This is a genomic window from Chryseobacterium endophyticum (assembly GCF_056333165.1).
This window is the reverse complement of the sequence record NZ_JBWGXE010000001.1, coordinates 439,329-453,867: the sequence shown is the minus strand read 5'-3', so window position 1 is coordinate 453,867 and position 14,539 is coordinate 439,329. Positions and strand designations below refer to the sequence as shown.

Sequence of the window (14,539 nt, the reverse complement as noted above, 5' to 3'; positions counted from 1 at the left end):
TAAAAGATTAACATTTATTTAAAAAGTTATCATTTTTTAAGACCCTCACATCAATAAAATCATTATATTTGAATAGATTCTGAAAACAATGCCATGAAAAAAGTATTACCTATTCCCTCAGAATTACAGTGTTCAGCCCTATGGATTTGAATTCTTACTAAGGATAAATAAATGAAGCCCGAAACTTTTCAGTTTCGGGCTTCTTTAATCAAATCGATATGCAAAGGTTGAATATCCTTATTAAATAGTGGATGGTTTTTGGGTTAATGGTTGATGGTTTTAAGACCTGTCAACAAACAACCGTGAACCAAAAGCTAAGAGAGCAGCCTTTTCGCCGTCTCGGAAATGCTCTTTCCGTCCGACTTTCCGGCTAGGGATTTTGAAGCGGCTGCCATTACTTTCCCTAAGTCCCTGATGGATTCGGCGCCTGTTTCGGCAATGATGCTTTTCATTTCGGCTTCCAGCTCTTCCGCAGAAAGCTGCTTGGGAAGAAACTGCTCGATGATCTTCATCTGGGCCTCTTCCACTTCGGCCAGGTCATTTCTTCCCTGCGCCGTAAACTGATCGTAAGAATCCTTACGCTGCTTCACCATTCTTTGAAGAATGGCGATCTCCTGCTCCTCGGTCACCTCGGCATCCCAGGCTTCCGTCTTAAGGAGCAATATCTGCGACTTTACCGCACGAAGAGAATCCAAAGCCACTTTGTCTTTCGCTCTCATCGCCGTTTTTATCGCCTCGCTTATGGTGTTTTCTAAACTCATCTTTTTTGGCTTTAGGCTTTAGGCTTTAAGCTTTAGGCTATAGGCTATAGGCTTTAAGCAGTAGGCTAAGATTCATGCAATGCCTATTAATTGCTTACTGCCCATAGCTTATTGCCTACTGCTTATCGCTTACAGCAATTAATCTACATATTTATCGCTTCGCTTAGTTGCTTTTGGCTTTAGGCTTTAAGCGGTAAGCTAAGATTCGTACAATGCATCGCCTATAGCTTACTGCTTACTGCCTATAGCTTACTGCCTACTGCTTATCGCTTACAGCAATTAATCTACGTCTTTATTCAAAAAACGGTTTTCTCTGATCTGCATGTTTCCGTTGTTATCGGAGAGGTAGGTATTGATGTTCTGGTCTGAAGCATTGGTTCCTTCGATCGAGATGTTTTTTCTCTTGAATGCCGGAACCGATTCAAACTCGCTGGAGCTGTCGAAGCTCTGGTAGCGGGAATTGAATTCCTTCAGCTTGTTTCTTCTTTCCATTACCCTTTCCTGGTCTACGGTTTTATTCACAAAGGTGAACTCTTCTTCCGCTTGCTTCGGAGCTTCTGTTTCAGCTTTCGTTTCGATGACAGGCTCTTCTTTCAGGTGCTGGAAGAAATGTTCCACTTTCTGAAGAGGCTCTTCCGTAAGCTGGTTGACTTCACCGGAAGTGGTGAACTCTGCCTTCGGCTGCCCGAAATCAGACTTCGGTTCGTTATTTTTCGATTCATTCACAAAGAAGCTGAACTCAATCGGCTTTTCTTCCGAAAAAGACCTTGAAGCGGAACCTCCGGTTTGAGGCTCGTCTTTTTTCTGGTCGAAGTCAAATTTGAAAGACTCGATCTCCAGGTCGTTGCTGTCTTCCTGCTCTTCATCCAGAGAAAACAGGCTGAACGATTCTTCTTCCTCATTTCTCCAGCTGTGTTCCGGGGTCTGCAGCGTATCTTCTTCTCTGTCAGTGAATTTTATTTCCGTTTTTGCAGGCTCTTCTTCAATGGTCATTTTTTTTTCAGAAGACGATCCGAAGAATGGAGCATCATTATCTTCATCATCCAGTCTGAAAAGGTTTTTCCCTCCAAACTCATAGTCGTTCTCCGATACCTCTCTCTCTTGTCTTGTTTTAAAAGGAGACTCTTTCGGCGAATCGAAGCTGTCATTAAGACTGATCTTAATCTTCTCTGTAGGCCCGGAAAACTTTTTGTTGTCATTTGAGAATCCTGTAGCGATCACAAGAACGCTTACAGAATCGCCAAGCTCTTCATCAGAACCCACCCCGAAAATAATATCGGCGGTGTGTCCGGCTTCTTTCTGGATATGATCCATGATCACCCCGATTTCGTCCATCGTTACCTCTTCGGCACCACTTCTGATCAGCAAAAGCACGTTTTTGGCTCCGGTAATCTTGTTATCATTCAGCAATGGGGAATCCAACGCCTTTCTTACGGCTTCTTCCGCTTTATTTTCACCTGAAGCTACACCTGTAGACATTAATGCCGTTCCCGAGTTCTGAAGCACTGATTTAGCATCTCTAAAGTCGATGTTTACATCGAAATAACCGGTAATTACTTCGGCCATTCCTTTAGCGGCGTTGGTCAATACCTCATCGGCCTTGGAGAATCCCTGCTTGAAGCCCAGGTTCCCGAACTGCTGTCTCAGCTTATCATTATTAATAACAATCAGGGAATCTACGTTGTTTCTTAATTTATCCAGTCCGTTTTCGGCCTGCTCGAGTCTTCTTTTTCCTTCAAAGCTGAAAGGAACGGTAACGATCCCTACGGTAAGAATCCCCATATCTTTGGCAACTTTGGCAATTACAGGAGCTGCACCGGTTCCGGTACCACCACCCATTCCGGCCGTGATGAACACCATCTTGGTGTTTTGTCCCATCGCAGCTTTGATGTCTTCGATGCTTTCGATAGCCGATTTCTCTCCCACTTCAGGGTCTGCCCCAGCCCCAAGACCTTCCGTAATGGTGGTTCCCAACTGTACTTTGTTGGCAACCGGGTTATTATCCAACGTCTGGGCATCTGTATTGCAGATCACGAAATCTACCCCGTGAATTCCTTTTTCGTACATGTGCTTCAGCGCGTTGTTTCCACCGCCTCCAACACCGATTACTTTTATTATTGATGAATTTCCTTTTGGCAAGTCAAACGAAAACCCCTGTGTCCCTATATTTTCCATAACTATATTTTTTATAATTATAATTGATAATTGATTGATGATCATTGATAAGGAAAAGATCATTTATCGCTTATCAATCCATCATTTATAATTTATTCTACTTCTTCAAAGAATTTTTTTACTTTTTCCATGAGCGACTGTCCGAACGTAAGCTTTGCGGCTTTTCTGGATTGCTGCCCGGCTATCGAAGGCTCAGGCTGAACGGTTTCTGCCTGTGGCTGCAAAGGCTCGTGAACGGTTTCCGTTGCGGTAACCTGAGCTTCTGCCTTCACCTCTGCAGCCTCCTGAACGGGTTCCTGGATTTCAGCATTCTGTTTTTTATCCCTGATCTTTAAACTTTCCATCAGCAATCCGATGGAAGTCGCGAATTCAGGTCCTTTAAGATACTGATTTTTATCGTTCGCTATATATTCATTGGCAAAACCGATCCTGCTGTCGAAACCGGTGGTATAATTGGCCAGCTGACGAAGGTGCTTCAGATTGGATCCGCCTCCGGTAAGCACGATGCCCGCGATCAGCTTTTTCTTCTGCTCGAATGCGCCGTACGCCTTAAGCTCCGTATTCACCATTTCCAGGATCTCTTCTACCCTGGCATTGATGATCTGCGCAAGGGTTTTCAGAGAGATCTCCTTATCCGGTCTGCCGTGAAGTCCCGGAATGGTCACATAGGTGCTGTCCTTTTCCAGCTCAGGCACCGCCGATCCGAATTTTACTTTCAGCTGTTCCGCATGCTTTTCGATGATCGAGCAGCCTTCTTTAATATCTTCTGTAATAATACCGCCACCGTAAGGAATTACACAGGTGTGGCGAATAATATTGTCTTTAAAAATAGCGATATCCGTTGTTCCGCCGCCGATATCGACGATGGCTACGCCCGCTTCTTTTTCTTCTTTCGTTAATACCGCTTCCGAAGATGCTAAGGGCTCTAAAGTAAGGGCTTCCATTTCAAGGCCTGCCTCACGCACACATCTTGCAATGTTCCGGATGCTTCCCATCTGCCCCACGACAACGTGGAAGTTGGCTTCCAGACGTTTTCCGTGCATGCCGACAGGTTCCTGAATTTCACCCTCGGAGTCTACTTTATATTCCTGAGGAAGTACATGGATAATTTCTTCACCGGGAAGCATGACCAGCTTCTTGACCTGATCTTTCAATGCTTCAATGTCATCATCTGTGATGAATTTATCCGGATGTTCACGCATAATATAATCGGAATGCTGCAGCGAACGGATATGCTTTCCGGCAATCCCCACCGTCACCTTACGGATCGGCACTCCAGCGCTGGACTGTGCCTCAGCCACAGCAGCCTTGATTGAATTAATGGTCTGCGAAATATTATTCACAATACCTTTGTGAACACCAAGACTCTTAGCCTTCCCTACACCGAGAACTTCTATCTTCCCGTGTGCATTCCTCCTTCCGACAATCGCGACGATTTTTGTCGTCCCGATGTCCAGACCTACTGAATACTCTTGATTTTCCATTTGTTTATATCGATTTGATTTTTATTCTATTTTAACTTTTGCCTTCGTTTTCGGCTTTGCTGCCGTTGTTTTTTTCTCTGTTTTCGGTTGCTGTTTCGGCTTGGTTACTGGTTTTGGTTTTAATGAAGAGGAGGTTATTTTTTTAGTCGTCTTTTTTACTTCTGCAGGCTTCGGAAGCTCGGCGGTTTTCTTTACTGCCACGAGCGGCACTTTGGCCAGTTCTTTATTTCTTGCATTCAGAATGCTGTCGTTTTCTTTAAAATTGGGATTTAAAGTCGTGACGATCTGATTCTGGTATTTTACCGATACCATATTGTACTTTTCAGGATCCTGATACACAAGGTATTTTTCCACAAAGGTTTTAAAGCCTTTTACCTTAAACTCAATGTTATCAAGATCGCCGATCTCCACTTTGTAGTTTCCTTCGCTGGTCAAAAGGTTGTAGCTTCCGTTATTCTTTGAGATCCCGATGAAATATTTCTTGCTGAAATCATCCTTATCGATTTTCTCTACCAGCTCCGCCAGCTTCCGGTATTCGTCTTTCTGTACATCTCCCGTTACCAGCATACAAGGATGGGAATACGTTTTGGATATCGGGAACTCAATCCCTTTTTCATCAACATAAAAGTCTCTGCCGTTTTTATTCAGCCTGAAAACAGGAACTCTCTGTTTGATGTCTAAATTCAGTTTCCCGTTAAGATTCAGATAAACATTGGCACTGTCAACCGCCGGAAGCGCATTGATCTTTTTTTCCAGCGCCGGAATATCCAGCTCCCCCACCTTTCCGGAAGGGTTCTCCTTTTTTACAATCTCCCGGATGTCTTTTTCATCAATAAAATAAACCGGAGTTTTATCACTCATCTTTACAGAAATCTTATTGTCGGTAATCTTCTGACCACTGAACTTCTTCAAAGAAAAGCTCAGCAGAAACCCAAGAAGGATCACGGTGACGGCAATTTTTAATATTCTGTATTTATTTTTCATTTTATATTTAACGCTATGAGCGCAAGGTTTTTCTTTAAATGCTTACTTTATATTTTCCGTTCGCAAAGGCGTTTCACTCAGCGAATGTTAGCTGAAAACATTATACTCTATTTTATACTTTTATTAGGGTACTTAAACCAAGCTTTATAATTTATTTACTGCTCTTTTTACTCCATCTTTAAATAAGGTCGAATGAAAATTTAAAATCATCCCTAATTTCATTTCTGCAATTCTTAAATAATTAAGAAGCTGGAAGAAATGATATTTATTAACTTCCGGAACTGCTTTTATTTCTATAATTACTTTATTCTCAATTAATAAATCGACTCTAAATGCTTTTCGACAATTAAACCCTCATAATTGATGCTAATATCCTTTTGTCTTTCGATACAAAGTCCGCTATTCTTCAATTCATGAATTAAGCATTGTTCATAAACATTTTCATAGAGCCCTATTCCAAGTTTTCGATACACTTTCATCCCTGCATCAAAAAAACTATATTCGATATTTCATTTTCTGTCATCTTTGTGTTTTTCTATTTACAAATGATATTTTCAGTTATCATTTGCTGAGTGAAACGCCCTTGCGAACGACTTTATACGGGGTTATATAATTTCCATTGCGCTCGTTGCGTTTATCAAATTAATATTTACTCATCCACTCACAGACAGGATCATACAGCGTATCAATATTTCCTGCGCCTACCGTGAGAAGGATATCGAATTCTTTTTCTTTTATCTTATTGAAAGCCTCATGTAATGCTGAAACTTCCTTTTTATCTAAAGTCACTTTTTCCAGGAGCCAGTCTGAAGTAATTCCTTCAAAGTTTTCCTGAAGTTCCCTGGCCGGATAAATATCAAGCAGGATCAGTTCATCAGCCATACTAAGGCTTTCTGCAAAACCGTCTGCGAAATCCCTCGTTCTGCTGAACAGGTGCGGCTGGAAAACCACCAGCAATTTCTTTTCAGGGTAAAAAGTCCTGATCGAGCTCATTACCGCATTAATTTCTGTCGGGTGGTGAGCGTAATCGTCGATGTAAATTTTACCGTTCTCATACCGGTGTTTGGTATATCTTCTTTTAATACCTCTAAAATTGGCAATTGCCTTTTTAAGAGTTTCAAAGCTCACTCCTAACTTATGAAGAATTGCCAGTGCAGCCGTTGCATTTTCTACATTATGGATTCCCGGAATTTCCCAGGCAAAATCTTTTACCATTTCTTCAGGCGTATGGAAATCAAAATAGATCGTATCATTCTCCATACGCAGGTTATCGGAATAAAAATCGGCCTCTTCGTTTACAGCATAGGTAAGATGAGATCTGCCGATGTCAATTCCTTTTCTTACAAAAAGCTGTTTGTCGTCGGGAACCAATGCGGCAAACTGCCTGAACCCTTCTTCAATGGTATTTTTATCTCCATAAATATCGAGATGATCTGCATCGATCGACGTTATTACGGCCCAATCGGGAGACAGATTGAGGAAACTTCTGTCATACTCGTCTGCTTCTACCACAGAATATTGTGTCCCGTTGTAAAGGAAATTCGATTTAAAATTTTCGGAAATCCCTCCCAGGAAGCATGAAAATGGCAAGTCGGCCTCCTTGCAGAGGTGGGAAACCAATGTAGAAGTCGTCGTTTTTCCGTGGGTTCCGGCAACCGCTATGCAGTCGGTGTTTTCCGTAATTAGTCCTAAAACTTTCGCGCGTTTCAATACCTCAAAGTGATGATCATTGAAATAATCTAAAATCCCTAGCTTTTTGATTGCCGGGGTGTAGATTACCAAAGTATCTTCCGGCTGGAGTGACGTGATCCTGTCATCCACTTTATCTTCAAAAACAATATCAATTCCCTCGTTCATCAGAGCCTGCGTAAGCTTGGTGTTGGTTTTGTCATACCCCGACACTTTTTTGCCCGAAGCATGGAAATACCGTGCCAGAGCACTCATCCCGATGCCTCCGATTCCCACGAAGTAAAAATTCTGATATGTTTTTAAATTGTTCATTTATTTCAAATTAAAAGATCAAGTCATTTTGAATTCCAAGATTTCATCCCGAAGCTGCAACATCTTAATCTTATCTATTTTATTATTTTAAAAATCTCCTCTACAATCTCTTTTGCGGCGTTGGGTTTGGCAAAATATCTAAGATTTTCCGACATTTCTTTTCTTAATTCTTCATTTTCACAGATTTCTGTGAGTGTAGTCCAGAACCGGTCTTTCATTTCGGAATCCTTTACCATTCTGGCAGCATTTTTCTCCACGAGGTTCATCGCATTTTTGGTCTGATGATCTTCCGCTGCAAAAGGAAAAGGAACCAGCAATACAGGTTTCTCTGCCACTGCGAGCTCTGAAATGGCTATAGCCCCAGCCCGTGAAACGATCACATCCGCGGCGGAATATGCGGTTTCCATATCTTTGATGAATTCCTTTATCTGTATCTGGTTGCCGGTTGCCGGTTGTTGGTTATTGCCATCAACGGACAACTGAAGACCATCAACAATTTCTTTATAATCCAGTTTGCCCGTTTGCCAGATCAGCTGGTAGCCTTTTTCTTTCAGGCGATCCAGGTTTTCTTGCCACGCAGTGTTCAATGTTCTTGAGCCTAAGGAACCGCCAACAGATAAAATCGTCAGCTTATCTTTACTCAGTCCCATTTTTTCTTTTGCTTCTGCAGCATCCTGCATCCCTGAAACAATATTTTCACGGATCGGATTGCCCAGAAAATGTATTTTTTCAGCCGGAAACCCCTCCACTTTCGGGTAGGCGGTAAAAACGGCTTTTGCTTTTTTACTTAATATTTTATTGGTAACCCCCGCATGGGCATTCTGTTCCTGAATAAAAATAGGAATCCCAAGCTTACTGGCTTCATACAAAGCCGGCCCGCTCGCAAAACCACCAGTTCCAATCGCAAAATCAGGGGCGAAGTTTTTAATGACCTTTTTCGATTTAGATAAACTTTTTAAAATCTTAAAAGGTAACCCCAAATTGGAAAGAATTTTTCCCCTGTTGATCCCGGCGATATCAATTCCTTCTATTTTGTAGCCGGCTTGCGGAACTTTTTCCATTTCCATCTTACCATTGGCTCCAATGAACAAAAACTCTGCATCAGGAAATCTCTTTTTGATTTCATCTGCAATAGCGATAGCCGGGAAGATATGTCCTCCTGTACCCCCTCCGGATAATAAAACGCGGATGGCTGTTGGCTTCTGGCTGTTGGCTGACTGATTGTTCATTTTATTTAATCAATTATGATTCTTTCTAATTTATTTTTAAGCAATATCATTGATTTCTGCAATGCTTTGCTTTTTGCCCATTCCCTCTTCATCATAAATCTGGATTCTGGAGCTGATATTCAAAATAATTCCCAACTGCAAATAGGTCACCAGCATCGAGGTTCCTCCGTAACTGATCAAAGGCAGCGGCTGTCCTGTCACCGGAATCAGGTTAACCGCCACGGCGATATTTACGGATAACTGCACAAAGATCATGACCCCAAGACTGAGCACGAGCAATGATCCGAAGAAAGCCGGCATTTTACTGGCAATCATAACAATCCTGATCATCATAATGAGATACATGCTGATGAGAAATGCCGCCCCTATAAGACCGTACTCTTCAACAATTACCGCAAAAATAAAGTCGGAGGCAGACTGCGGTAGCATTTGCTTGAGAGCACTTTTACCGGGTCCCATTCCCGTAATCCCCCCGTGAACAATGGCTGCTTTGGCCTGCATTACCTGGTAATTTTTGGCTTTCACGCTTTCATCATCCACATCGGCTGTTTTGGCCTTGCTTGAGGTAAAGGTTTCGATACGGCTCATCCAGGTGTGTACCCGGTTTCCGCCGATGAGATTGGTATTTAAAGCAACTATTAAAAACAAAACAATGGCAATAAATGATGCAGAAATGAAGCCTGCAATGTACTTCCAGTGCAGCTGGCCGATAATCAAAACGACAACGGAAACCATTAAAATCATTAATGCCGTAGAACCATTGTCTTTTGCCACCAACACGAAAACCAGTAAAATAGGCCCGAAAATGTACATGATGTTCTCAATCGGAAGTCTTTCGCGCGTGATCTTTTTGGTTAAATATCTGCAGAGATAAATGATGAGCATGAGAAACGCAAAGGAAGACGGCTGGAAAGAGATCGGTGTTCCGGGAATCTTCAGCCATCGTGAAGCACTGGCCCCGTCGATGGTCTGCCCGGTAAACATCGTCACAATCAGCAAAACGATCATCAATCCCAATAGAATACTGCTGAGCTTGCCGATGTACTCGTATTTTACCATTCCCACAATTCTCATAATGGCGAGCCCCAGCACGACAAAGAACATATGCTTGATCACGTGGCCTGTGGTAGTACCATTGTTCACAATATATTCCAGATTCGAACTTGCAGAATAAACCGGGAAAATAGAGAAAATGGAGATCACAAGAATGACCATCCAAAGTACTTTATCGCCCTTCAGGAATTCAAATCTGTTTTCTGTTTCTTCTTCAATCATAATATTCGCATCCCAACCCTCTCCAGGGAAAGGGAGTTCTTCGGGTTCTATTTAATTTTTTAAAACCTGCTCTTTAAACTGACGCCCTCGGTCTTCATAGCTTTTAAACAAATCAAAGCTTGCACAGCATGGAGAAAGTAAAACCGTGTCTCCTTTTTTAGCAAGTGATTTTGAAATCTTTACCGCTTCTTCCATGCTCGAGGTATCATAAATAAATTCTTTCTTATCCTTAAAGAAGCTTATAATTTTCTCGTTGTCAATTCCTAAGCAGACAATTGCTTTTACTTTTCTTTTGACCAGCTCTTCAATTTCGGTATAATCATTCCCTTTATCCACTCCGCCAACGATCCAAACGGTCGGATTTTTCATGCTTTCCAGGGCATAATAGGTAGCGTTGACGTTGGTTGCTTTGCTGTCGTTGATGTATTTTACGCCTTCGAGCTCGGTAACAAACTCCAGCCTGTGCTCAACTGCCTGGAAAGTCATTAATGAATTCCTAATACTTTCATTATTGATTTCCAATATCTTACCTGCGATGGATGCGGCCAGGCTATTGGCAACATTATGATTTCCAAGGAGAGACAGCTCTTCAATTTTCATCGAGAATTCATCTTTCATTTTAACCATAATACGATCATTATCTACGAAACCGCCCTCATCCAGTTTTTCTTTTGTTGAGAAAGGAATCATTTTCGCTTTAACTTCAAGCTTTTCAAGTATATTTTTGCTCATTTCATCATCTTTGTTGTAGATGAAGAAATTGTCGTTTTCCTGATTTTCAGTGATCCTGAACTTTGCCAGCGCATACTCTTCATAATTGTAATTGTACTGATCGAGATGATCCTGCGACAGGTTCAGCAATAAAGAGATATAGGGCCTGAAGTTCTGAATATCATCCAACTGGAAAGAGCTTACTTCCAGGACGTAATATTCGTGGTTTTCATCCGCCACCTGCCTGGCAAAGCTGTACCCGATATTTCCGCCCAGGCCTACATTCAGTCCGTCGTTTTTCAGGATGTAGTAGATCAGGGAAGTGGTCGTTGTTTTTCCGTTGCTTCCGGTGATGGCAATGATTTTGGCGTCGGTAAACTCTGAAGCAAATTCGATCTCGGAAGAAAGTCTGATTCCTTTATCATGAATCTTATGGATGATCTCTGCCTTTTTAGGAATTCCCGGACTTTTCACGATCCAGTCTGCGTTCAGGATTCTCTCTTCATCGTGGTTTTCTTCCTCAAATTCAATTTCATTTTCAGAAAGAAACTTTTTATAATGATCTTTAATAGCTCCCTGGTCTGAAAGAAAAACTTCAAGACCCTGTTTTTTAGCCAAATAAGCAGCGCCACAACCGCTTTCTCCTCCTCCTAAAACAACTATTTTCATACTTTTTTGCTTTATGCTGTAAACTACAAGCTTATTGCCTATGTCTACTGCCGGTTTTATCTCATCTTTAATGTAATCAGGCATACAATGGCCAGCATTACTCCGATGATAATCATTCTGTTAACGATTTTACTTTCATGAAAGCCTCCTTTCTGGTAATGGTGATGTAAAGGGGACATTCTGAATAATCTATTGTTCTGGGCATATTCCAGCCCGTATTTTCTTTTTCTGTATTTGAAAACAATAACCTGAGCCATCACGGAAATGTTTTCTATTAAAAAGATCCCGCACAATACAGGAATCATCAGTTCTTTCCTCAAAATGATCGCCAGAACGGCAATCACGCCTCCCAGCATAAGACTTCCGGTATCGCCCATGAATACCTGGGCCGGATAGGTATTGTACCAGAAGAACCCAATGACCGCTCCCACCATAGCGACAATGAAAATCGTTGCTTCACCCATATTCGGGAGGAACATGATGTTGAGGTAATCTGCAAAAATGATGTTTCCGGACACATAGGCAAAGAAGGCCAGTGCCAGAAGGATGACCGTACTTGTTCCGGCGGCGAGGCCGTCGATCCCATCGGTGATATTCGCCCCGTTTGAAACGGCGGTCACGATGAAGATCACAATAGGAATAAATACGATCCAGGCCCATTCGTGAGCATCTTTATCATTCATCCAAAATAGCATCCCGCTGTAATCGAATTCGTTATTTTTTGCAAAAGGCACCGTGGAAACAGCAATTTTCTCGGTCGGCATAAAGTTCTGTTCCACATTATTCCGGTTTACCACTTTGGCATCGGCATATTTTCTTTTCACCGTAATATCGGGGTGGAAATACATGGTGACACCTACGATTAGGCCCAATCCTACCTGTCCTACGATTTTAAATTTACCGCTCAGCCCGTCTTTATTTTTCTTAATTTTTTTCAGGTAATCATCCAGGAAACCGATCGACCCCATCCAGAGTACCGAAACAATAAGCAGGACGATATAGACATTGGTGATTTTTGTAAACAGCAAAACAGGAATCAGCGTCGCCAGGATGATAATGAGACCTCCCATGGTAGGCGTTCCTTCTTTCTGTTTCTGTCCATCAAGGCCCAGATCGCGCACCAGCTCCCCCATTTGTTTCGCTCTCAGATAATTGATGATTCTTTTTCCATAAACAAGTGCAATCGTCAATGAAAAAAGAACCGCCATTCCTGCACGGAAAGAGATGTACCTCAACAGTCCAAGTCCGGGAACGTGGATGCCGTGGTTGGTTAGATATTGGTATAGATAGTATAGCATGGGCTTCTTGATTTAAAATTTAATTTATTTAAAGATTCAAAGATTGTGACCTCTCAATATTTTCATTTAAATATTTAACAAAATTTGAAATATTTGAAGAAATTTCTCTTGAGAGATTAATGATTTCCTCGGCTTTGTTTTCATCTCCTATCTTTAATCTTTTACTTACAATCATCATACTTCTAACTTCTGCGCAGCTGCCTTTTGCAATTTTTAAATATTTAATAAACTGTCTGTTATTGTTATACTCTGAGCCTTCAGCAATATTGTTTGATATTGAAAAGCTTGCTCTTTTTATTTGATTATTAAATTCAAACTCCTTACCTAGACTTTTGTCTTGAAGATATTGGTAAACTTTTTCAATTAAATCTAAACTTTTGATGTAAACCGGAAAGTTTTCAAAATTTTTTGTCTTCATCAAATTTTTAAATTTTTAAATCAATTTAATCTTTAAATTAATAATTTATTTGCTCATCAGTTTCCAAAGTTCATTAATCGTTTCTTTATCATCAAAGTGATGTTTCACGCCATTAATTTCCTGATAGGTTTCATGACCTTTCCCCGCTACGAGGACAATATCTTTCGGCTCGGCAAATTTTATCGCCATTTTTATCGCTTCCCTTCTGTCGGGAATTGAAGTGTACTTGCTGAAGTTCTGAGGTTCGACACCCGCTTCGATTTCCTTAATGATGGCTGCCGGATCTTCCGTTCTCGGATTATCTGAAGTGATGATGGCCAGCGTAGATTTCTTCGTCGCAATATTTCCCATTTCAGGTCTTTTCGAGTGATCTCTGTCGCCTCCGCAACCAAAAACGGTAATTAGCCGCTCGTTTTTAGTTCTGATATCATTAATGCTGTCCAGGATATTTTCCAGGGCATCCGGCGTGTGGGCATAATCTACAATAAAAAAGATTCCGCCGTCTGATTTGAAAGTTTCAAATCTTCCGGACACTCTTTTCAGCTGACTGATCGCCTGAAGGATTTCTTCCTGCTCAAAACCCAGTTCGGAAGCTATCCCGAAAACAAGCAATAAATTATAGACGTTAAATTTTCCCGTCAGGGTCGTCCAGAATTCCTTTCCGTTGAAATTCAACAGCATTCCGTTAAAATCGACCTCCAGTAATCTTCCGTGATAGTCGGCCATTGTCTTCAAAGCGTAAGACTTTTTCGCGGCTGTTGTATTCTGAAGCATTACATTTCCGTTTTTATCATCGACGTTTGTGATAGCAACGGCAGTATCTTCCAGTTGGTCAAAAAACCTTTTTTTGGTTTTTAAATACTCATCAAAAGTTTTGTGATAATCTAAATGATCGTGTGTAAGGTTGGTAAACCCTGCGACTTTAAAATGAAGCCCTTCGATCCTGTTCTGGGCAATCCCGTGGGAGCTTACTTCCATGAAAGCAAATTCACAGCCTTCTTCAACCGCCTGGGCCAGGATTTTATTAATCGTAATAACGTCAGGCGTTGTATGGGTAGCGGGAATTACCTGATCCGCAATTCTGATTTCTACAGTAGAAAGCAGCGCAGAATCATATCCTAAATTTTTAAAAACATCAAAAAGCAAAGTTGAAACGGATGTCTTTCCATTGGTTCCGGTAACTCCTATTAGTTTTAGTTTCTCTGAAGGATTTCCGTAAAAATTAGAGGCCAGCTGCCCCAATGTTCTGGAAGAATCTTTCACTTTTACATAGGTAATATCTTCCTTTAAATGATCAGGAAATTCTTCACAGACAATCGCTTTTGCTCCTTTTTCTTCAGAAGCTGCAATAAATGAATGTCCATCCACAACCGTCCCCCTCATTGCGATATACAAAGAGTTTTCCGTAACCATTCTGCTGTCGAAAACCAGCCCTGAAACCTCACGGCTGTCATCTCCGTGAATTTCTAAAACTGGGATCCTTCTTAATAATTCAACTAATTGCATGTTTTTATTTTTTAATAGGACTTTATCC

At 41.4% G+C, this 14,539-nt stretch carries 11 protein-coding genes and 1 pseudogene; all 12 read right to left on the bottom strand.

The window, feature by feature from the left end; all coding sequences use genetic code 11:
• Positions 1-314: 314 nt before the first annotated feature.
• Complete coding sequence (locus AC0N32_RS02170; protein WP_476392237.1) at positions 315-761, bottom strand: GatB/YqeY domain-containing protein; 447 nt, start codon at positions 759-761, stop codon at positions 315-317.
• Positions 762-1,040: 279 nt separating this feature from the next.
• Positions 1,041-2,936 (bottom strand): cell division protein FtsZ, encoded by a 1,896-nt coding sequence (ftsZ, locus tag AC0N32_RS02165; RefSeq protein ID WP_476392236.1) that lies wholly within the window; start codon positions 2,934-2,936, stop codon positions 1,041-1,043.
• A gap of 92 nt (positions 2,937-3,028) precedes the next feature.
• Positions 3,029-4,420, bottom strand: coding sequence for a cell division protein FtsA (gene ftsA, locus AC0N32_RS02160; RefSeq protein WP_476392235.1), 1,392 nt, complete (start codon positions 4,418-4,420; stop codon positions 3,029-3,031).
• 21 nt (positions 4,421-4,441) lie between these two features.
• Positions 4,442-5,404 (bottom strand): cell division protein FtsQ/DivIB, encoded by a 963-nt coding sequence (locus tag AC0N32_RS02155; RefSeq protein WP_476392234.1) that lies wholly within the window; start codon positions 5,402-5,404, stop codon positions 4,442-4,444.
• 144 nt (positions 5,405-5,548) lie between these two features.
• Positions 5,549-5,883, bottom strand: a pseudogene (locus AC0N32_RS02150) (GxxExxY protein).
• Positions 5,884-6,046: 163 nt separating this feature from the next.
• Positions 6,047-7,405, bottom strand: a complete 1,359-nt coding sequence (murC, locus tag AC0N32_RS02145; RefSeq protein WP_476392233.1) for a UDP-N-acetylmuramate--L-alanine ligase — start codon at positions 7,403-7,405, stop codon at positions 6,047-6,049.
• 74 nt (positions 7,406-7,479) lie between these two features.
• Positions 7,480-8,634, bottom strand: a complete 1,155-nt coding sequence (murG, locus tag AC0N32_RS02140; protein WP_476392232.1) for an undecaprenyldiphospho-muramoylpentapeptide beta-N-acetylglucosaminyltransferase — start codon at positions 8,632-8,634, stop codon at positions 7,480-7,482.
• 36 nt (positions 8,635-8,670) lie between these two features.
• Positions 8,671-9,909: an FtsW/RodA/SpoVE family cell cycle protein gene (locus AC0N32_RS02135; RefSeq protein WP_476392231.1), complete on the bottom strand. Its 1,239-nt coding sequence runs from the start codon at positions 9,907-9,909 to the stop codon at positions 8,671-8,673.
• Between the two features lie 51 nt (positions 9,910-9,960).
• Positions 9,961-11,289: a UDP-N-acetylmuramoyl-L-alanine--D-glutamate ligase gene (murD, locus tag AC0N32_RS02130; protein ID WP_476392230.1), complete on the bottom strand. Its 1,329-nt coding sequence runs from the start codon at positions 11,287-11,289 to the stop codon at positions 9,961-9,963.
• A gap of 56 nt (positions 11,290-11,345) precedes the next feature.
• Complete coding sequence (mraY, locus tag AC0N32_RS02125) at positions 11,346-12,587, bottom strand: phospho-N-acetylmuramoyl-pentapeptide-transferase (protein ID WP_476392229.1); 1,242 nt, start codon at positions 12,585-12,587, stop codon at positions 11,346-11,348.
• A gap of 28 nt (positions 12,588-12,615) precedes the next feature.
• Entirely contained in the window at positions 12,616-13,005 is a 390-nt protein-coding gene (locus AC0N32_RS02120; protein ID WP_476392228.1) for a four helix bundle protein, read from the bottom strand.
• Between the two features lie 45 nt (positions 13,006-13,050).
• Positions 13,051-14,511 carry a UDP-N-acetylmuramoyl-L-alanyl-D-glutamate--2,6-diaminopimelate ligase gene (locus AC0N32_RS02115; protein ID WP_476392227.1) on the bottom strand — a complete coding sequence of 487 codons (1,461 nt, stop codon included), beginning with the start codon at positions 14,509-14,511 and terminating at the stop codon, positions 13,051-13,053.
• Positions 14,512-14,539 lie beyond the last annotated feature (28 nt).